This is a genomic window from Bradyrhizobium sp. (assembly GCF_030697065.1).
GTDB lineage: Bacteria > Pseudomonadota > Alphaproteobacteria > Rhizobiales > Xanthobacteraceae > Bradyrhizobium.
This window is the reverse complement of record NZ_JAUYQU010000029.1, coordinates 1-20,446: the sequence shown is the minus strand read 5'-3', so window position 1 is coordinate 20,446 and position 20,446 is coordinate 1. Positions and strand designations below refer to the sequence as shown.

Below are 20,446 nucleotides of genomic sequence, written 5' to 3'. Positions count from 1 at the left end.
GGTGAACACATTGAAACAGGTTTTGCTGGGTCTGCTGCTGGCCGGCGCCGTCGCTTTCGGGGCCAGGGAGGCGCAGGCCCATCCGCATGTCTGGATCACCGCGTCCAGCCAGGTGATCTATGCCCCCGACGGCGCCATGACGGGCGTACGCCACGCCTGGACCTTCGACGACATGTTCTCGACCTATGCGCTGCAGGGCATCGAGACCAAGGTCAAGGGTGTCTTCAGCCGCGAGGAACTGGCGCCGCTGGCACAGACCAACGTCGAATCGCTGAAGGAGTTCGACTTCTTCACCTTCGCCAAGGCCGACGGCAAGAAGGAGAAATTCCTCGAGCCGGTCGATTATTTTCTGGAGCACAAGGACGGCGCCCTGACGCTGCATTTCACGCTGCCGTTGAAGGCGCCGGCGAAGCCGAAGGCGCTGGCGCTGGAGGTGTTCGATCCGGCTTACTTCATCGACTTCAAATTCGACGACAAGGACCCGATCAAGCTGGTCGGGGCGCCCGCCGCCTGCAAGCTGGCGTTCCAGCGTCCCGACGACGGCACCGCCGCCACCGCGCAGAAACTCAACGAGGACAGTTTCGCCAGCGGAGATAATTCGAACTACGGCGCGATGTTCGCCAACAAGATCACGGTGCAATGCCCGTGATCCCGCGACCCGGCCCGAGATTTGCGCGCGGCCTGATGATTGGCGCCGCGGTGGTGGCCGGCGTGCTGATAACGGACGGGCTGGTGCATCTGGTGCTGGCGCAGACGCCGTTCGGCGCCCCGAAGCGCCCTCCCGAACCCCAGGCCGGCGGCATTTTCGGCTGGATCCTCGCCAAGCAGTCGGAATTCTACCGCGAAATGTCGGCGACCATCCGCGCCGCCAAGTCGGACGGCTCGGCGGTCTGGACCCTGCTCGCGATTTCGTTCGCCTACGGCATCTTCCACGCCGCCGGCCCCGGCCATGGCAAGGCGGTGATCTCGTCCTATCTGGTCGCCAACCAGGAGACCGCGCGGCGCGGCATCGTGCTGTCGTTCGCTTCGGCGCTGATGCAGTCGCTGGTCGCCGTCCTGATCGTCGGGATTTGCGCCTGGCTGCTCAACGTCACCGCCAAGACGATGTGCGGGACCGAACGGGTCATCGAGATCGTCAGCTACGCGCTGATAGCGGCGTTCGGTGCCCGGCTGGTGTGGACCAAGGGGGGCGGATTCATGCGCGCGCTGCAGGCGCGCGCGCCGGTACCGGCGATGGCGGGCGCCGCGCATCATCATGGCCACGACCACGACCACGGACATGCCCACGGCCATCATCACCACCATCATGATCACGGGCACCACGATCCCGATCACGTCCATGACGAGCATTGCGGCCACTCCCATGGTCCGGCCCCGAGCGAACTCGCCGGTCCCGGCGGCTGGCGGCGCGGCTTCGGTGCGATCCTGGCCGTCGGCATCCGCCCGTGCTCGGGCGCCATTCTGGTGCTGGTGTTCGCGCTGGCGCAGGGCCTGTTCTGGGCCGGCATCGCCGCGACCTTCGTCATGGGCCTCGGCACCGCGATCACCGTCGCCACCATCGCCGTGATCGCGGTATCGGCAAAGGATCTCGCCCGGCGCCTCAGCGGCGGCGGCGAGGGCGGCGGCGCGCTCGTCATGCGCGGCATCGAATTCGCCGCCGCCGGGCTGGTGCTGCTGTTCGGGATGGGGCTGCTGTTCGGGTATCTGGCCGCCGAGCGGGTGACGTGTCTCTGACCGCGGCCGCGCGGTTGAGGATTTCATAAGCGCGCCATCCGGCTACCAAAATTTCCAAATTTTGGAATTTCTGTTATACGTGAGCAATGATCGTCATCGGCACAGCCGTGGTCGAAAACTATTTTGCCGACCGCGCCGGCTTCAGAGGAATCAAGGCCGCGCGGTCTCAATACGATGCTTGGCTCGATATTGTCGCCCAGGCCGAATGGCGCAATCCGGAGGACGTCAAGGTGTCCTATCCAAAGGCGAGTATCCTCAAGGCCAGCCGGGTCGTTTTCAACATCAAGGGCAATGACTACCGACTGGTTTCAGCCCTCTAATATCGGGCGGGAGTTGTGGCGATCCGGTTCTTCGGTACCCACAGCGAGTACGACAGAATAGACGCGGAGACGGTGTAATGGATGCAACCTTGATCTTGATCGACAGCGACGCGGAACTCGCCCGCGCCCGCGCTCTCGTCGACCGGCTCTGGCAATCGGATAAGCCGGCCGACGTTGCCCGGCTCCAGGCGCAAGCACGCCTGATTGCAGCCTATGAGGAAGGCAATTCGCCGCGTCGGCCACCGAGCACGGCGGATCTGATCCGGCACCTCATGGATCAGCATGGTCTCACCCGCGCCGACATGGTGCCGATCCTGGGAACGCCGAGCCGGGTCAGTGAAGTCCTGAAGGGAAAGAAGGGGCTGAGCTTGGCAATGGTCCAGAGATTGCGAGCCCGTTTTCGGGTATCTGCCGACCTGCTTATTCCACCGCCCAGGAAAGTGACTATCCGCCGCGCCCCCAAGCGTGCCGCGGCTTGAGTATAGGTCTTGTCATCGCGCGGCTGCACCGGGATCGTCATAAATCAACAAGCAGAGCGCAACGGGAAATTCATGTCACGCGAGAAATTCTGGTTCTTCCACCCGTTCCGGGTGCGGTATTCCGAGATCGACGGCCAGGGCGTGGTGTTCAATGCGCATTATCTGACCTATTTCGACACCACCATCACCGAATATTTTCGCGCCCTCGGCTATGACCAGTATGCCGATTCTAAAGCGACCGGCATCGATTTCCACGTCGTCAAGTCACTGATCGAATACAAGGCGCCGGTTCGGTTCGACTGGGAATTGGACGTTGGCGCGCGGGTGGCGCGGATCGGCAACACAAGTCTCACCTTTGAACTCGCCATCTTCCTGAAGGACGGCAATGATGCGCTGGTGACCGGCGAGGTCGTCTGGGTCTACACCGATCAGAAGACCCATCGCCCGGTCCCGATCACGACATCGATCCGGGATTCCATCGCCAGGCGCGAATCGCATCTGGCCTGACGCCGCGTTGAACGCAACGTCGCCTGCGACAAATCAACCCGTCGGGTAAAATTTCGCTCTTCCGGAAACCCGAAACACCGTTACGACTCACCCATCCTGTTCCTGAGGAAGGGGCGTTGGCCATCGTCACCGAACGTTGGGATGGGATGCGGTGGACGCCTAGGCATCGTGCGCGGAATGGAATCGCAGGGCGGGATAAACTCCGTGAGCGATTGCAGATCGGGCAGACGAACGGTGCCGGAGCGTACGGCAAAATCGTGTGGACCTGACGCCTCAGTGGTCGGCGTCAAGTCTGCGGAAGGCAAGTCGGCCCGACCGGGCGCGGACGAGCCAGCTATCCGTAGGCGACGGAGGCGAGAAGAGCCCGATACTCCGGGGTGAGCGCGAGATAAGCCGTAAAGCCATTGCGCAGGGAATGTCGGATGTTCTCCGCTGCCCTGTATGCTCGTGTGCGCATTTACTCGTGCATTTTGCACACGAGACCGCGGGTGCAGCGCGCATCCGGCATTCCCTGCTCCCTCATCGGAGGGAGAAACGACAGGCAAACCTCGGGCAATTCATGCCGCGAGAAGGCGGAGTCTTGTTCAGTCGTCATACCCCGCGCATGCGGGGTATCCAGTACGCCGGGGCCTATCGATTCAATCACTGCTGTTCTCTGGAATACTGGATCACCCGCATGCGGGTGATGACGGCAGGTGCCTCACCCCGGCAACCAGTGCCGGATTGCCGGCAGGAAGAAGATGCCGATATTGATCGCAAAGCCGATGCTCCACAGGATCGAGCGCAGCGTGGAGCGGTTGCCGAGATAGGTGAAGACGTAGGCGATCCGCACGATCAAAAACAGCATCGCCAACTCGTTGATGAGGTGCTGCGGCGCCGCCCGGAATTCCGCCAGCAGCACGGCCACGGCGAAGAACGGAAAGGCCTCGATACCGTTCTGGTGGGCGCCCAGCGCGCGCGCGGCGATCGGGTCCTCGTAGAAGCCGGGGTCGCGCGGTCTGGCATTGTCGAAACGGCGGAACCCGATCCACTTGATCGGTGCGATCGTCAGCAAATAGAGCATCAGCGTTCCGAAAACGCACCATTCGGCGATCGTCATGGTTTCCCCCGATGCGGCATGGCGATGACCCGCATATTCCCGCTAAATCGTGACAATATCGAAAGCGCCATTATCTTGACAAGAATACCCCAACGCGCGAAGCCACGGGCACCATGACAGCCGTCGAAGCCATTCAAACCGCCAAACCCGAGCCCAGGCCCGAAGCCAAGCCTGAGGCCATGTCTGATGCCGCGCCTGGAATCAGCCCGGGACGCGTCGGCGTCCTGCTGGTCAATCTCGGCACTCCCGACAGCGCGGACGCGCGCGGCGTGCGGGTCTATCTCAGGGAGTTCTTGTCCGATCCCCGGGTGATCGAAAACCAGGGGCTGTTCTGGAAACTGGTGCTGAACGGCATCATCCTGCAGGTGCGCCCCGGCCGCAAGGCGCGCGACTACCAGAAGATCTGGAATACCGAGAAGAACGAATCCCCGCTCAAGACCATCACCCGCGCGCAGTCCGGGAAGCTCGCCGCCGCCATCGCCGACCATGACCATGTCGTGGTCGACTGGGCGATGCGCTACGGCAATCCGTCGATCGCGTCCCGGATCGCGGCGCTGACCGCGCAGGGCTGCGACCGGCTGCTGGTGGTGCCGCTCTATCCGCAATATTCGGCGGCGACCTCCGCCACCGTCTGCGACGAGGTGTTTCGCGTGCTCGCCGGCATGCGGGCGCAGCCGACGTTGCGGATCACGCCGCCCTATTACGTCGATGCGGAATATATCGAGGCGCTGGCGGTCTCGATCGATGCGCATCTGAAAACCCTGCCGTTCGAGCCCGAGCTGATCCTGGCCTCGTTCCACGGCATGCCGCAGAAATACATCGACAAGGGCGATCCCTATCAGGCGCAGTGCGCCGCCACCATGGACGCCTTGCGCCTGCGCATGGGCCTCGATGCCTCGAAGCTGATGCTGACCTTCCAGTCCCGCTTCGGCTTCGACGCATGGCTGCAGCCCTACACCGACAAGACCATCGAGCAGCTGGCCAAGGACGGCGTGCGCCGCATCGCGGTGGTGACCCCCGGCTTTTCGGCCGATTGCCTCGAAACCCTTGAAGAGATCGCGCAGGAAAACGCCGAGATTTTCGAGCACAATGGCGGCGAGCAATTTGCAGCCATTCCCTGCCTGAACGACAGCGATCCCGGCATGGACGTGATCCGCCAACTGGTGCTGCGGGAGCTGCAAGGCTGGATCTGAGGCCGGATCAACGGCTGGATTCGGCGATCCAAGCGATGCCGGCGGCTTCGTCACCGAAAAGAGACATTTGGCCGCCGTTCGGGCGTTGCCCCCTGGCGACCGCCAAACCCCGCCCTACCTCCCATTAAAAAGGTTATACTGAACCGGCGCGGCCGGTCTTCAGACCTATCGATGATACGTCCGCATGCAGCCGACGTTGCGGCTTTGGAGGATTTATGAGCGGTTTTGACATCTTCGCCATCGCGTTCGTGCTGCTGGTCATTTTCACGCTGTTTGCCGGCGTCAAGACCGTGCCGCAGGGCTACGACTGGACCATCGAGCGGTTCGGCAAATATACCCGCTCGCTGTCGCCGGGCCTGAACATCATCGTTCCCTATTTCGACCGCGTCGGCCGCAAGATGAACATGATGGAGCAGGTGATCAACATTCCCGAGCAGGAGGTGATCACCAAGGACAACGCCACCGTGACGGTGGACGGCGTCGCCTTCTATCAGGTGTTCGACGCCGCCAAGGCCAGCTACGAGGTGTCCGACCTCAATCAGGCGATCATCGTGCTGACCATGACCAACATCCGCTCGGTGATGGGCGCGATGGACCTCGACCAAGTGCTGTCGCACCGCGACGAGATCAACGAGCGCCTGCTGCGCGTGGTGGATGCCGCGGTGTCGCCCTGGGGAATGAAGGTCAACCGCATCGAGATCAAGGACATCGTGCCGCCGGCCGATCTGGTCGAGGCGATGGGCCGCCAGATGAAGGCCGAGCGCGTCAAGCGCGCCGACATTCTGCAGGCCGAAGGCCAGCGCCAGTCGGAGATCCTGCGTGCCGAAGGCGCCAAGCAGGGCCAGATCCTGCAGGCCGAAGGCCGCCGCGAAGCCGCGTTCCGCGACGCCGAGGCGCGCGAGCGTTCCGCCGAAGCCGAAGCCAAGGCGACGCAGATGGTCTCCGAGGCGATCGCAAAAGGCGACGTCGCCGCGCTGAATTATTTCATCGCCGACAAATACATCAAGGCGTTCGGGCAGCTCGCAGACTCGCCGAACCAGAAGATCATCATGCTGCCGATCGAGGCGATGAGCATTTTGGGCTCGCTGGCCGGCATCGGCGAGATCGCGAAAGCGACCTTTGGCGAAGGCGCGGTTGCCGCCCAGGCCGCCCGCCGCGCCTCGGTGCCCAACACCGGCCCGACCCCGCCGCCGGTGACGCCGCAACGTTGAGAGTTGGTTCGATGATGAGTGCGATGGCGCAGGCTCTTTTCCCTCCCCCTCAAGCGGGAGAGGGGGCGCACTGCCGATTTGTCGACGAGTTTGGTAACGAGAAAGAACAGAGGGTCACGCGATGACCGGGATATTTTCGACGCTTGGCACCTGGAACTGGTTGATCTTCGGCTTCGTCCTGATGGCGCTGGAGTTGCTGGCGCCCGGCGTCTTCCTGTTCTGGCTCGGGCTCGCCGCCTTGCTGGTCGGGCTGCTGTCATTCGCGATCGATCCGTCCTGGCAGACCCAGTTGCTGATGTTCGCGGTGTTCGCCGTCGCCGCGGTGCCGCTGTGGCGGCGGGTGGCGCGCAGCAACAGCGGCGTCAGCCAGAGCAACCCGTTTCTCAACAAGCGCACCGACGCGCTGGTCGGGCGGGTGTTCACGCTGGAAAAGCCGATCATCGACGGCTCGGGCACAGTCAAGATCGACGATACGATCTGGCGCGTCGCCGGTCCCGATGCGCCGGCCGGCAGCCGGGTCAGAATCGTGCAGGCCGACGGCGCCAGCCTGACGGTGGCGGCGGCGTGATCTTCCACATCGTCATTCCGGGGCAGCCCGCAGGGCTGAACCCGGAATCTCGAGATTCCGGGTTCGATGCTGCGCATCGCCCCGGAATGACGGGCCTAAGCACGCTTGCTCCAGCGCTCGGCGAAGCGGTACAGCGGCAGGAAATTTTCCGCGAGATCCTTTCCGAGCCCGGTGAGGCGGTAACCGTCGCCGGCGACAAGCTCGACGAAGCCGGCTTCGCGCAGTTCCGACAGCCGTGCCTGCAGCACGGTCGGCGAGGCCTCGTCGCAGGCGGTGCGCAACGCGCGCGAGGTCAGCGCGCGGTCGTCGCGAAGCTCCCAGATGATGCGCAGGCTCCAGCGCCGGCCCAGCAGGTCGAGCAGCGCCATCACCGGGCGGCCGGAGCTCGAGCCGCGGACGGCGCGTTTTTTCATGGCTGAACCCTGTTTCGGCATCGGCGGCCCCCTTGCCGTTTGCTACAAATAATGTAGCGTAGTGCTACGTTTATTGTAGCAAATGGAGTTGCCGATGTCACGTCTTGCGCCGCTCGAGCCGCCTTACGCGGCGGAGATCCGCGAGCAGTTCGACCGCATCATGCGCGGCGCACCGCCGCTGCTGCTGTTCCGCACCATCGCCGTGAGCGCGCGCGCCTGGCAGAAATTTTCCGCCGGCGGCCTGCTCGACCGCGGCCCGCTGACCTTGCGCGAGCGCGAAATCGTCATCGACCGCACCTGCGCGCGGACCGGATGCGAATACGAATGGGGCGTCCATATCGCGGCCTTCGCCGCCGCCGCCCGTCTCACCGACGAACAGGTCCGCGCCACCGTGCTGGGCGAGGCCAACGATCCCAGCTGGTCGGTTGCCGAGCAGGCGCTGATCGCGGCGGTCGACGCGCTGCATCTGCGTGCCACGTTGAGCGACGCTGAATTCGCGGCGCTGTCGGCGCATTACGACGAGGCGAAGATTCTGGAGATCATGCTGCTGTGCGGCTTCTATCGCACGGTGTCGTATCTCGCCAACGGGCTGGCCCTGCCGCTGGAGAAGAGCGCGGCGCGGTTTCCGGAGGCGTAATCGTCATTCCGGGGCGCGTCGAAGGCGCGAACCCGAATGACAGAGCGTCCGCTACGCTACGCCACGCCAGCCCTTAGCACGTCGTGCACATGCACGATGCCGACCGGCTTCCTGCCTTCTGCGACGATCAGCACCGTCACCGCCGGCTTCGATGAATGGATCGTCTCCAGCATTTCGGTGGCGAGCATGCCGGGCGGAATGGTGCGGGGATTCCTGGTCATGACTTCGTCGACATCGGCGGTCATCAGATCGGGGCGCATGTGGCGGCGCAGATCGCCGTCGGTGATGATGCCGGCGATTTCGCCGCCGGCATCGACGATGCAGACGCAGCCGAATCCCTTGGTCGACATCTCCACCAGCGCGTCCGACATCTTGGCGCCGAGCGGTTTGACCGGGATGGCGTCTCCGGTATGCATGATGTCGCGGACGAATTTCAGCATCGCGCCGAGCTTGCCGCCGGGATGGAAGTTGGCGAATTCCAGCGCGGTGAAGCCGCGGCCCTCGAGCAGCGCGATGGCCAGCGCGTCGCCGATCGCGGCCTGCATCAGCGACGAGGTAGTCGGCGCCAGATTGTGCGGACAGGCCTCGCGCGCCTTCGGCAGTTCCAGCACGATGCGGGCGGCCTCGCCGAGCGAGGAGGCGGCGCTGGAGGTCACCGCGATCATCGGAATCGCGAAGCGACCGGAATAATTGACGAGGTTCTTCATCTCGGGCTGCTCGCCGGACCACGACAGCGCGATGATGACGTCGTCGGATGTGATCATGCCGAGATCGCCATGGCTGGCTTCGGCGGCATGTACGAAGAAGGCCGGCGTTCCGGTGGAGGCCAGCGTCGCCGCGATCTTGCGCGCCACATGGCCCGACTTGCCGAGCCCGGTGACGATGACTCGGCCCCTGGCGTCGCGGATCAGGTCGACGGCGGCGGTGAAAGCGGGCCCGAGCGGCCCCTGCAGGGCCGCCGAGATCGCGGCGATGCCGCTGGCTTCCGTATCGAGCGTGCGCAGCCCGGACTGTACGGCGGCGCTCGCAAGGTCGGTGCCGGATGATTGTGCCATCAGCGGTTTCGAGGGAGCCATGCGTGATTCCGGAAACTGGGGCCGTCCGCCCCGGACCCTTCCTTAGCACGCACGGGACGGCGTTGCGACGCGGCGCCCGGTTCTCAACGGCTCATTAACCATAATTGTTTTAACTCCATTAACGCCGGTTCCACGCGGGCACGCCGCCGTTTGCGGAGCACGCTGCCTAAGTAAATGGATTTGTTGGAGTATTTTTCATCGTGATGTCGGGTCCAGCCAAGGGCCGTCGCGGACGCGTAGCGGTTTTGCGCGTCTTATCGCCATGCCTTGCGCTGATCCTTGCGCTGATCGCCGTCGCTGCGACCCCGCTCTATGCCCAGACCCTGACCCCCGACCTGTTCCGCCCGGCCCGCGACGGCTTCGTCTCGCCGCAGGATTCGCCGCTGCGCCGTACCGGGGAGTCGACCGACCGCACCAGTGATGCCGCCAATGATGCGCGGCTGCGCGACAAGGACGTGCCCGCGAAATCCCGGGTAGGTGCGATTCCCACCTACGGTCTCCCCGCAGCCAGCGGCGCCTCGACGTCCGGGTATGACTCGCTCAACCGGACGAAGAAGAAGGCAAAATACTATCCAGGCCAGGCCAGGCCCAGGTCCCCGCCGGGCCCCGGTAGCAAGCCGCCGCAGCCATTGCCCGCCAACGGGCGGGTGCGGCTGTCGATCCCGCCGTCGGATTCCGCCAACAAGACGCCGATCGCGCCGGCGATGGCCGGCACGGTGGCTGGCCAGCCACCACGCAAGCGGCTCCGGGTGGACGACGATCCGTTCGGCGCGATCGGCGATTACGCCGGCAGCTTTCTGATCAAGTCGGCAGTCGAACTGCGCGGCGGCTTCGACACCAATCCCCGCCGCACCGTGGCGCCGAAGGGCTCGTCGTTCTATGTGGTGGCGCCGGAATTCCTCGCCGTCTCCGAGTGGCAGCGCCACGCGGTCGTCGCCGATCTGCGTGGATCGTTCACCGGCTACGGCACCACCTTTCCGCCGCCGACCGACGGCACCATCTCCTCGGCGCCGGTCGTGGTCGACCGGCCGGATTTTGACGGCCATATCGACGGTCGGCTCGACGTCAGCCGCGACTTCCGCCTCACCGGGCAGGGACGCCTGCGTGTCGCCACCGACAATCCCGGCAGCCCGAACATCCAGGCCGGCCTGCAGCGCTATCCGATCTACACCACGCTCGGCGGCACCTTCGGCGTCGACCAGAATTTCAACCGCCTGCAATTGTCCGCCGGCCTCACCACCGACCGCACCGTCTACACGGCATCGAAACTCACCGACGGAACGTCGTCCAGCAACGATGACCGCAACTACAACCAGTTCGGCGGTCTCGGCCGCGTCAGCTACGATCTGATTCCAGGCCTGAAACCATTCGGCGAGATCGTCGGCAACGTCCGCTCCCATGACCAGCTGGCCGATCGCAACGGCTATCAACGCAATTCCAGCGGGGGATCGGTACGCGCCGGCACCAGTTTCGAGTTCTCGCGGATCCTGACCGGCGAACTCGCGATCGGCTGGGCGGCGCGCACCTATGAGGACCCGCGGCTGTTGCCGCTGCAGGGACTTTTGACGTCAGCCTCGCTGGTGTGGGTGGCGACGCCGCTGACCACGGCGAAGTTCTTCGCCACCACCTCGATCGACGAGACCACGGTGCCCGGCGTCTCCGGGGTGCTGACCAATACCTATACGGTGGAAGTCGATCACGATTTCCGCCGCTGGCTGACCGCGATCGGAAAATTCACCTGGGGCACCCAGGACTATCAGGGCGACGCGCGCTTCGACCGCTTCTATTCGGTCTCCGGCGACCTGATCTACAAGCTGAACCGCAGCATCTGGCTCAAGGGCACGCTGCGCCGCGACTGGCTCGACTCCAGCATCGTCGGCAACAGCACCGCCTCGACGGTGGTGATGCTGGGCGTGAGATTGCAGCACTAGAACCGGCGTTTCCTGTCGCGCGCACCATCCTCATACAAAAGAACCCCGGCGCCAGGCCGGGGTTCTGTGATCGTCGCGTCGGCAGCCGTCTGTTACGGACACGGGTGGCGGTAGCCGTCCGTACCCATATAGGTCATGCTCTGCGGATCGTACGACCGGAAGCGCTGCATGCAGTAGCCGATGGCGTCGCGCCGCTGCTGCTCTGCGGCGCTCGCCGCGATTGCGCCACCGATCACGGCCGCGCCGATTCCAAGACCGATGCCGAGGCCGACATTGCCGCCGCCGCCCCGTCCGCGCCCGCGTCCACCACCCCCGCGACCGCGGCCGCGTTGCGCATAGGCGGAGGAGACGCCCATAGCGCCGGTGGTGGCAACCACGCCGAACGCGTACATCGACAACAGGACCCCTGCCGCCAGCACGCGGGTGACGAGCTTGCGCGCGCCGGATTTCTGTACTGCCATATCGTTACCTTTCCTGTGATTCTCGCATGATGCCGCCCCACGCAAACACCTGCCTTGTCCTGGATCAAGCGGTATCGTGGGTGAGCTCTCAAAGTCGGGTTTCCGGCGCCGATATGGCCGGAATCGGCCGATTGGCCCGACTTTCGGGCGCCAGGACGCTCACCACCCCCCGCCGCGACGCGGCGACGCACCCGGCGGCCTTGAACCGCCCGGAAGGAAATCTAATTGATTCTGTGTATGCCGCGGGCTGTGCCGCCGGCATCAGGGAGAAAGAGATGAACTATTTTCGAACCGCGATCCTGCTGGCCGGTCTCACGGCCCTGTTCATGGGCGTCGGTTATCTGATCGGTGGCGCCGGTGGCGCGACCATCGCGCTTCTGGTCGCGGCGGCCACCAACCTGTTCGCCTACTGGAACTCGGACCGCATGGTGCTTTCCATGTACGGCGCCCATGAGGTCGATGCGCGCAGCGCGCCCGAACTCGTCAACATGGTGGCCACGCTGGCCGGCCGGGCCGGGTTGCCGATGCCGCGCGTGTTCCTGATGGACAATCCGCAGCCCAATGCGTTCGCCACCGGCCGCAATCCGGAAAATGCCGCCGTCGCCGTAACCACGGGGCTGGTGCAGTCGCTCAACCGCGAGGAGCTCGCCGGCGTGATCGCCCATGAGCTGGCCCACATCAAGAACCACGACACGCTGCTGATGACCATCACCGCGTCGATCGCCGGTGCGATCTCGATGCTGGGGCAGTTCGGCATGTTCTTCGGCGGCAACCGCGACAACAACCACGGCCCCGGCATCATCGGTTCGATCGCGATGATGATTCTGGCGCCGCTCGGCGCCATGCTGGTGCAGATGGCGATCAGTCGCACGCGCGAATATGCCGCCGACGATCTCGGCGGCCGCATCGTCGGGCAGCCGATGGCTCTGGCGTCGGCGCTGGTCAAGATCTCGAATGCCGCGCACGTGATTCCGAACGAGGAGGCCGAGCGCAATCCGGCGACCGCGCACATGTTCATCATCAACCCGCTGTCGGGTCGCGGCATGGACAATCTGTTCTCGACTCACCCGTCGACCGAGAACCGTATCGCCGAACTTCGGCGGCTCGCCGCCGAACTCGGGTCCGGGTCAGGCACGCCGCCGTCGGCGCGTCAGGTGCCATCGCCGCGCCGCGGCCCATGGACCGCTCCCCGCGGCAGCGGCGTGGCGCCGCGCGGGCCGTGGGGCTGATGGTGCTCCAGAAGCGCTAGACTGCCGCACTGCTGCGTCCGGCCGGGCTTTAGGCCCGGCCTAGACGTGTCATTGCGCAGATCCGATCGGAACCTTTTCACGTCCGATGGATTGGTTATCTGGCGCCAATCTTCCGACCGATCGATGGTCCTCAGAAACTGTTCCGCGGCATACCCGGCGATTTTATCCCGTCGATCGTCCGCGCCAAGTTCATGAAAGCTGGAAACGACATGGCATTGCTGGCACAGGGCGGCACGGCGAGCGCGAGTCCGGCTCCACAGGGTGGGACGCGGCCAATCGAGAATTCCGGATTGCCGGAGTGGAATTCCGCACATCTTCGCCTCGCCATCACGGCGGCCGGAGTCGCCCTGTGGTCGTGGAACGTCGACACCAACCGCTTCACGATGGATGAGCGTGCCTTTCAGCTGTGGAATGTGCCGATCAGCGACGATGTGTCGTTCGATGACCTCTCGGCCCATATTCATCCGGCGGATCGCGACCGGGTCAAAGCTGCGTTTGCCGCGACTCGCGCCATCGTTGGCCCCTATGAAATCGATTTCCGCATCATGGTCGGCGAAGAGGTGCGCTGGATATCGGCCCGCGGGCAGGGCGACGATGCCGGTATCGTCGGACGCATCATGTTCGGCATCTTCATCGACGTGACCGGCCGCAAGCAGGCCGAGGAAGGCCACGAGCTGCTGGCCGGCGAAATGAGCCACCGGGTCAAGAATCTGCTGGCGATCGCGACCGGACTGACGGCGATCACCTCACGTTCCGCCAAGACGACCGCGGATATGGCGCAGGAACTCACCAATCGGCTGACTGCGCTGGGCCGGGCCCATGACCTGGTTCGTCCGCTTCCGGGCCAGGGTGGCAAGGCGGCGCTGCTCGGCGACCTGTTCACGGTATTGCTGGCGCCCTATGACGACATGGGAGCCTTCAGCGGCCGCGTCCGGGTCTCGGTGCCGCGGATGGGTGTCGGCGAACAGGCGGCGACGACACTGGCGCTGGTGGTGCACGAGCTCGCCACCAACTCGCTCAAATACGGCGCGCTGTCATCGCCTGAAGGAGTCCTCGACATCTCCTGTGCCCCCCACGACACCGAGGTGACGGTGGTCTGGACCGAGAGCGGCGGCCCGCCGGTGCAGGCTCTGACCGGTGATGGCGGATATGGCAGCAAGCTGCTGAACCGCGGCATGAACGTCCAGCTCGGCGGATCGATCAGCTGCGACTGGAATCCCGAAGGCGTGATTGTCACGCTGAAGATGACCAAGGATCGGCTGACGAGATAGCCGGTGGTGTACCTTCCGATGGCGTCATACCCCGCGAAGGCGGGGTATCCAGTACGCCGCGGCTTCTCGGTTCATAATTGACGGCTCTGGAATACTGGGTCCTCCGCCTTCGCGGAGGACGACAGTCGAGCTACCTCGGCAGGTTGGTCGTCCCCATCAAAAACTGATCGATCGAGCGCGCGCACAGCCGGCCCTCGCGGATCGCCCAGACCACCAGCGATTGCCCGCGGCGCATGTCGCCGGCGGAGAACACGTTCGGCCGCGAGGTCAGATAGTCCGAGGTGTTGGCGCGCACATTGCCGCGCGGGTCGAGGTCGACGCCGAGGGTCTTGAGCAGGCCCTCATGCACCGGATGCACGAAACCCATCGCCAGCAGCACCAGCTGCGCGTCGAGCTCGAATTCCGAGCCGGGGACCGGCTTGAACTTGTCATCGACATGCACGCAATGAAGTTTGGCGACCTGGCCGTTGTCGCCTGCGAACTTCTGCGTCAACACGGCAAAATCGCGTTTGGCGCCTTCGGCCTGGCTCGACGAGGTCCGCATCTTCATCGGCCAGTTCGGCCAGGTCAGGGCCTTGTTCTCGTGCTCTGGCGGAGCCGGCATGATCTCGATTTGCGTCACGGACTTCGCGCCCTGCCGGAACGAGGTGCCGATACAGTCCGAGCCGGTGTCGCCGCCGCCGATCACGACGACGTCCTTGCCGGTGGCGAGGATCTCCGCAGCCCCGCCGAGCGGCTCGCTGGAGACGCGGCGGTTCTGCTGCGGCAGGAAATCCATTGCGAAGTGGATGCCGGCGAGGTCGCGGCCGGGGATCGGCAGGTCGCGCGCGGCCTCGGCGCCGCCGGTCAGCGCCATCGCGTCATATTCGGTCAGCAGGGTTTGCGGATCGAGCGCGCCCGGCGCGCTGCCGCCGACCGGGCTGCCGTAATGAAACACCACGCCCTCGGCTTCCATCTGCGCGATGCGCCGGTCGATGACGTGCTTCTCCATCTTGAAATCGGGAATGCCATAGCGCAGCAGTCCGCCGGCCTTGGCGAACTTTTCGTAGACATGCACCTCATGCCCGGCGCGCGCCAGCTGCTGCGCGCAGGCGAGGCCGGCCGGGCCGGACCCGACCACCGCGATCTTCTTGCCGGTCTTGTTCGCTGCGATTTCCGGCGGCAGCCAGCCGTTGTCCCAGGCGCGGTCGACGATAGCGCATTCGATGGTCTTGATGGTGACCGGGTTGTCGTCGATGTTGAGCGTGCAGGAGGCTTCGCACGGCGCCGGGCAGATGCGGCCGGTGAATTCGGGGAAGTTGTTGGTCGAGTGCAGGTTACGCGAGGCTTCCTGCCAGTTGTCCTGGTAAACCAGATCGTTGAAATCGGGAATCTGGTTGTTGACCGGGCAGCCCGGCGTGCCCGGCGCCACTGAACCGGTGCCGTGGCAATAGGGAATGCCGCAATTCATGCAGCGCGCCGCCTGGTCGCGGGTTTCCTTCTCGCTCAGCGGAACGACGAATTCCTGATAATGCTTCAAACGCTCGGCGACCGGCGCGTATTTGCGGTCGTGGCGGTCGATCTCGAGAAAACCTGTAATCTTGCCCATTTAACCAGACGCCCCTGAACCCTTGCTCCGTCATTCCGGGATGCGCCGCAGGCGCAGACCCGGAATCTCGATGATGCCCTTGCGATTCCCCGATGTGCATTCGCACATCTGAGGTTCCCGCGTCGCGCGTCCCGGAAGGACGCTTGGTGATGTCTACGCCCCGATCGCGATTTTCGGCTCCGCGTCGGCACTCGCCTTCATTTCCTTCAGCGCGCGGCGGTATTCCACCGGCATCACCTTGCGGAACTTCGGCAGATACGTCTTCCAGTTCGCCAGAATATCGGCGGCGCGCTTCGAGTCCGTCAGCCTGGCGTGGCGGGTGATCAGCACATGCAGCCGTTCGACATCGGATTCCAGAAGGTTCTGGAACACGTCGACCCGGCCATGCGCATCGAGATCGCCGGACTGATGATAGGTGTTCTGGTTGATCATCTCTTCCGACAGCACCGGCTCGAGTTCGACCATCGCCATGTTGCAGAGTTTGGCGAAGTCGCCGGCTTCGTCCAGCACATAGGCGACGCCGCCCGACATTCCCGCGGCGAAGTTGCGCCCGGTCTTGCCGAGCACCACGACGATGCCGCCGGTCATGTATTCGCAGCAATGGTCACCGGCGCCCTCGACCACCGCGACCGCGCCGGAGTTGCGCACCGCAAACCGCTCGCCGGCGATGCCGCGGAAATAGCATTCGCCCTCGATCGCGCCGTACATCACGGTGTTGCCGACGATGATCGACTCTTCCGGCACAATGCCCGAATTGCGCGGCGGCTTGATGATGATGCGTCCGCCGGACAGGCCCTTGCCGACATAGTCGTTGCCTTCGCCTTCGAGCGTGAAGGTGATGCCTCGCGCCAGCCAGGCGCCGAAGGCCTGGCCCGAGGTGCCCTTGAAATTCACCTGTATGGTGTCGTGCGGCAGGCCGGCATGGCCGTAGATCTTCGCCACCGTGCCCGACAGCATCGCGCCGGCACTTCGATCGGTGTTGTTGATGTCGGCCTCGATCTTCACCGGAGCGCCGCGGTCGAGTGCAGGCCGCGCCTTCTCGATCAGGGTACGATCGAGCACCGCCTCCAGATGGTGGTCCTGGCTCTGCGAATGATAGATCTTCTGGCCCGGCAACTCGTTCTGGCGAACGAACAGCTTCGAGAAGTCGAGCCCCTTGGCCTTCCAGTGCGCCACCAGCGTGGACTGGTCGAGCATCTGGGTCTGGCCCACCATCTCGTTGAAGCTGCGGTAGCCCAGCGCGGCCATGATCTCGCGGACTTCCTCGGCGACGAAGAAGAAATAGTTGATGACGTGCTCGGGCTGGCCGGTGAAGCGCTTGCGCAGCACCGGATCCTGCGTCGCGACGCCGACCGGGCAGGTGTTGAGATGGCATTTGCGCATCATGATGCAGCCGGCCGCGATCAGCGGCGCGGTAGCGAAGCCGAATTCGTCGGCGCCGAGAAGCGCGCCGATCACGACGTCGCGTCCGGTGCGGAAGCCGCCGTCGACCTGGACCACGATGCGGCTGCGCAGCCGCTCGCGCACCAGGGTCTGGTGGGTCTCGGCGAGGCCGATTTCCCACGGCGAACCGGCATGCTTGATCGAGGTGAGGGGAGACGCGCCGGTGCCGCCCTCGAAGCCGGCGATGGTGACGTGGTCGGCGCGCGCCTTGGCAACGCCGGCGGCGACCGTGCCGACGCCGATTTCGGAGACGAGTTTGACGGAGACCTGGCCCTCGGGATTGACGTTCTTGAGGTCGTAGATCAGCTGCGCCAGATCCTCGATAGAATAGATGTCGTGGTGCGGCGGCGGCGAGATCAGTCCGACCCCGGGCGTCGAATGCCTGACACGCGCGATGGTGGCGTCGACCTTGTGACCGGGCAACTGGCCGCCTTCGCCTGGTTTGGCGCCCTGCGCCATCTTGATCTGCATCATGTCGGCGTTGACGAGATATTCCGTCGTGACGCCGAACCGGCCGGAGGCGACCTGCTTGATCGCCGAGCGCATCGAATCCCCGTTCGGCATCGGCTTGAAGCGATCGCTCTCCTCGCCGCCTTCGCCGGTGTTGGACTTGCCCCCGATCCGGTTCATGGCGATCGCCAGCGTGGTGTGCGCCTCGCGCGAGATCGAGCCAAAGCTCATCGCGCCCGTGGCGAAGCGCTTGACGATGTCCTTGGCCGGCTCGACCTGGTCGAGCGGAACCGGCTTGCGCTTTTCGTCCTCCGCGGTCTTGATCCTGAACAGGCCGCGCAGCGTCAGCAGCCGCTCGGACTGTTCGTTGAGGATCTTGGCGAACGCCCGGTAGCGCTCCAGCGAGTTGCCGCGCACGGCATGCTGCAGCGCGGAGACGGAGTCGGCGGTCCAGGCGTGGTCCTCGCCGCGGGTGCGGTAGGCATATTCGCCGCCGACATGGAGCGCGGTCTTGTATTCAAGTGCGTCGCCGAACGCATCGGCGTGGCGGCGCGTGGTTTCCTCGGCGATTTCGGCCAGCCCAACGCCCTCGATGCGGGTGTGGGTGCCGACGAAATACTTGGCGACGAAATCCGCCTTCAGCCCGACGGCGTCGAAGATCTGCGCGCCGCAATAGGACTGATAGGTCGAGATGCCCATCTTCGACATCACCTTGAGCAGACCCTTGCCGATGGACTTGATGTAGCGCTTGACGATCTCATAGTCGTCGAGCGCCGCCGGCAGACTGTTCTTCATCGAGATGATGGTCTCGAAGGCGAGATAGGGGTTGATCGCCTCGGCACCATAGCCGGCGAGGCAGGCAAAATGATGCACCTCGCGCGGTTCGCCGGATTCGACCACGAGGCCGACCGACGTGCGCAGGCCGGTGCGGATCAGATGATGATGCACGGCGGCACAGGCCAGCAGGGAGGGGATCGGAATCCGGTCGGAGCCCGCGGCGCGGTCGCTCAGGATGACGATGTTGATGCCCTCGCGAACCGCGGCTTCGGCGCGCGCGCAGAGTTCGTCCAGCACCTGCTCGAGGCCCGCCGAGCCAAAGCCGGCGTGGAAGGTGGTGTCCAGCGTGCGCGACTTGAAATGGCTCTCGGCGACCTCGGAGATCGAGCGGATCTTCTCCAGATCCGCATCGGTCAGGATCGGCTGGCGCACCTCGAGCCGCTTGGTGCCGGCCAGGCCCTGCAGGTCGAACAGGTTCGGCCGCGGCCCGATGATCGAGACCAGGCTCATCACCAGTTCTTCGCGGATCGGATCGATCGGCGGGTTGGTGACCTGCGCGAAGTTCTGCTTGAAATAGGTGAACAGCTGCTTCGGCTTGTCCGACAGCGCCGAGATCGGCGTGTCGTTGCCCATCGAGCCGTTGGCTTCCTCGCCGGTCGAGGCCATCGGCGCCATCAGGATTGTGATGTCTTCCTGCGAATAGCCGAACGCCTGCTGGCGATCGAGCAGCGGCAGGTTGGAGCGCAGGCCCTTGGTCGGAGCGTCAGGCAGTTCCTCCAGCACGATCTGGGTGCGGTCGAGCCAGGCACGATAGGGATGGCTCTTCGCCAGTTGCGCCTTGATCTCGTCGTCGGGAATGAGGCGGCCCTGTTCGAGGTCGACCAGCAGCATCTTGCCGGGCTGCAGCCGCCATTTGGTGATGATGCTCTCTTCCGGAATCTTCAGCACGCCCATCTCGGACGCCATGATGATGCGGTCGTCCGAAGTGACGAGATAGCGCGCCGGGCGCAGGCCGTTGCGGTCGAGCGTGGCGCCGATCTGGCGGCCGTCGGTGAAAGCGATCGCGGCGGGGCCGTCCCACGGCTCCATGATGGCGGCGTGATACTCGTAGAACGCGCGGCGCTCTTCATCCATCAGGGGATTGCCGGCCCAGGCTTCCGGAATCATCATCATCACGGCGTGCGGCAGCGAGTAGCCGCCTTGCACCAGGAATTCGAGGCCGTTGTCGAAGCAGGCGGTGTCGCTCTGTCCTTCGTAGGAGATCGGCCACAGCCGGCTGATGTCCTTGCCGTACAGTTCCGAATGCACCGAGGCCTGCCGCGCCGCCATCCAGTTGACGTTGCCGCGCAGCGTGTTGATTTCGCCGTTATGGGCGATCATCCGGTACGGATGCGCCAGCGACCAGGCCGGGAAGGTGTTGGTGGAGAATCGCTGGTGCACCAGCGCCAGCGCGCTGTCGAAATCGGGCTCGGAGAGATCGGGATAGTACTTGCCGAGCTGGTCGGCCAGGAACATGCCCTTGTAGACCACGGTGCGGCACGACAGCGACACCGGGTAATAGCCGGCGAGGCCGCGGTCGCGGCGCTGGTAGATCGCCGGCGAGATCGACTTGCGCAGGATGTAGAGCCGCCGTTCGAAGTCGTCCTCGTTGTTCGCCGCGCCGTTGCGGGCGATGAACACCTGCATGTGCGCGGGCTCGGTCGGCTTGACGGTTTCGCCGAGCGAGGAATTGTCGGAAGGCACCTCGCGCCAGCCCAGCAGCACCAGTCCCTCGTCCCTGATCTGGTCGGCGATGATGCTCTTGATGACTTTGCGCCACGCCGTTTCCTTCGGCATGAACAGCGCGCCGACCGCGTACTCGCCCGGCTTCGGCAGGGTGAAGCCGAGTTCGGCCGCCTTGCGCGCGAAGAATGCGTGCGGAATCTGCACCAGGATGCCGGCGCCGTCGCCGGCGCGCGGATCGGCGCCGACCGCGCCACGGTGTTCGAGGTTGCACAGAATGCTCAGCGCATCGGCGACGATCTGATGCGACTTCTTG

The 20,446-nt window shown here is 64.7% G+C and carries 18 protein-coding genes; 12 read left to right on the top strand and 6 right to left on the bottom strand.

The window, feature by feature from the left end:
- Positions 1-10 precede the first annotated feature (10 nt).
- The 5 genes from Q8R73_RS02375 to Q8R73_RS02355 all read left to right on the top strand — a co-directional run bounded on the left by Q8R73_RS02375 (position 11) and on the right by Q8R73_RS02355 (position 3,040).
- Positions 11-649 carry a DUF1007 family protein gene (locus tag Q8R73_RS02375; RefSeq protein ID WP_305717950.1) on the top strand — a complete coding sequence of 213 codons (639 nt, stop codon included), beginning with the start codon at positions 11-13 and terminating at the stop codon, positions 647-649.
- Positions 640-1,734, top strand: coding sequence for a nickel/cobalt transporter (locus Q8R73_RS02370; RefSeq protein WP_305717949.1), 1,095 nt, complete (start codon positions 640-642; stop codon positions 1,732-1,734). The genes Q8R73_RS02375 and Q8R73_RS02370 overlap by 10 nt, the downstream gene beginning before the upstream one ends.
- An 86-nt stretch (positions 1,735-1,820) precedes the next feature.
- Entirely contained in the window at positions 1,821-2,054 is a 234-nt protein-coding gene (locus Q8R73_RS02365; protein ID WP_371126009.1) for a type II toxin-antitoxin system HigB family toxin, read from the top strand.
- Between the two features lie 77 nt (positions 2,055-2,131).
- On the top strand, positions 2,132-2,533 hold the full coding sequence (locus Q8R73_RS02360) for a type II toxin-antitoxin system HigA family antitoxin (RefSeq protein WP_305717948.1): 402 nt from the start codon (positions 2,132-2,134) through the stop codon (positions 2,531-2,533).
- A 72-nt stretch (positions 2,534-2,605) separates the two neighbouring features.
- Complete coding sequence (locus tag Q8R73_RS02355) at positions 2,606-3,040, top strand: thioesterase family protein (protein WP_305717947.1); 435 nt, start codon at positions 2,606-2,608, stop codon at positions 3,038-3,040.
- A 700-nt stretch (positions 3,041-3,740) separates the two neighbouring features.
- Here the strand turns inward: Q8R73_RS02355 and Q8R73_RS02350 are convergent.
- Complete coding sequence (locus Q8R73_RS02350) at positions 3,741-4,139, bottom strand: MAPEG family protein (RefSeq protein ID WP_305717946.1); 399 nt, start codon at positions 4,137-4,139, stop codon at positions 3,741-3,743.
- A gap of 179 nt (positions 4,140-4,318) precedes the next feature.
- Between Q8R73_RS02350 and hemH the strand changes: the two genes are divergently transcribed.
- The 3 genes from hemH to Q8R73_RS02335 all read left to right on the top strand — a co-directional run bounded on the left by hemH (position 4,319) and on the right by Q8R73_RS02335 (position 7,111).
- Positions 4,319-5,332 (top strand): ferrochelatase, encoded by a 1,014-nt coding sequence (gene hemH, locus Q8R73_RS02345; RefSeq protein ID WP_371126010.1) that lies wholly within the window; start codon positions 4,319-4,321, stop codon positions 5,330-5,332.
- A 215-nt stretch (positions 5,333-5,547) separates the two neighbouring features.
- Complete coding sequence (locus Q8R73_RS02340) at positions 5,548-6,543, top strand: SPFH domain-containing protein (RefSeq protein WP_305717944.1); 996 nt, start codon at positions 5,548-5,550, stop codon at positions 6,541-6,543.
- Between the two features lie 121 nt (positions 6,544-6,664).
- Complete coding sequence (locus Q8R73_RS02335) at positions 6,665-7,111, top strand: NfeD family protein (protein WP_305717943.1); 447 nt, start codon at positions 6,665-6,667, stop codon at positions 7,109-7,111.
- Between the two features lie 95 nt (positions 7,112-7,206).
- On the opposite strand, the gene Q8R73_RS02330 is transcribed toward Q8R73_RS02335, so the two are convergent.
- Complete coding sequence (locus Q8R73_RS02330; RefSeq protein ID WP_305717942.1) at positions 7,207-7,545, bottom strand: helix-turn-helix domain-containing protein; 339 nt, start codon at positions 7,543-7,545, stop codon at positions 7,207-7,209.
- Positions 7,546-7,618: 73 nt separating this feature from the next.
- Here Q8R73_RS02330 and Q8R73_RS02325 point away from each other — a divergent pair, with 73 nt between their 5' ends.
- A complete protein-coding gene (locus tag Q8R73_RS02325) occupies positions 7,619-8,161 on the top strand; it encodes a carboxymuconolactone decarboxylase family protein (protein ID WP_305717941.1) in 543 nt (180 codons plus the stop codon).
- Positions 8,162-8,217: 56 nt separating this feature from the next.
- On the opposite strand, the gene Q8R73_RS02320 is transcribed toward Q8R73_RS02325, so the two are convergent.
- Positions 8,218-9,237 (bottom strand): SIS domain-containing protein, encoded by a 1,020-nt coding sequence (locus Q8R73_RS02320; RefSeq protein WP_305717940.1) that lies wholly within the window; start codon positions 9,235-9,237, stop codon positions 8,218-8,220.
- A gap of 203 nt (positions 9,238-9,440) precedes the next feature.
- Here Q8R73_RS02320 and Q8R73_RS02315 point away from each other — a divergent pair, with 203 nt between their 5' ends.
- Positions 9,441-11,168, top strand: a complete 1,728-nt coding sequence (locus Q8R73_RS02315) for an outer membrane beta-barrel protein (protein WP_305717958.1) — start codon at positions 9,441-9,443, stop codon at positions 11,166-11,168.
- A gap of 92 nt (positions 11,169-11,260) precedes the next feature.
- On the opposite strand, the gene Q8R73_RS02310 is transcribed toward Q8R73_RS02315, so the two are convergent.
- Positions 11,261-11,629, bottom strand: coding sequence for a BA14K family protein (locus Q8R73_RS02310; protein WP_305717939.1), 369 nt, complete (start codon positions 11,627-11,629; stop codon positions 11,261-11,263).
- A 275-nt stretch (positions 11,630-11,904) separates the two neighbouring features.
- On the opposite strand from Q8R73_RS02310, the gene htpX reads away from it, so the two are divergent.
- Together htpX and Q8R73_RS02300 are read left to right on the top strand one after the other, a co-directional pair.
- Positions 11,905-12,858 (top strand): zinc metalloprotease HtpX, encoded by a 954-nt coding sequence (gene htpX, locus Q8R73_RS02305; protein WP_305717938.1) that lies wholly within the window; start codon positions 11,905-11,907, stop codon positions 12,856-12,858.
- Between the two features lie 230 nt (positions 12,859-13,088).
- Complete coding sequence (locus Q8R73_RS02300; protein ID WP_305717937.1) at positions 13,089-14,150, top strand: sensor histidine kinase; 1,062 nt, start codon at positions 13,089-13,091, stop codon at positions 14,148-14,150.
- A gap of 130 nt (positions 14,151-14,280) precedes the next feature.
- Here the strand turns inward: Q8R73_RS02300 and Q8R73_RS02295 are convergent, their stop codons facing one another.
- Positions 14,281-15,738 carry a glutamate synthase subunit beta gene (locus tag Q8R73_RS02295; RefSeq protein WP_305717936.1) on the bottom strand — a complete coding sequence of 486 codons (1,458 nt, stop codon included), beginning with the start codon at positions 15,736-15,738 and terminating at the stop codon, positions 14,281-14,283.
- A gap of 153 nt (positions 15,739-15,891) precedes the next feature.
- Positions 15,892-20,446, bottom strand: a 4,555-nt coding sequence (gene gltB / locus Q8R73_RS02290) for a glutamate synthase large subunit (protein WP_305717935.1), incomplete at its 5' end; no start/stop codon positions are given.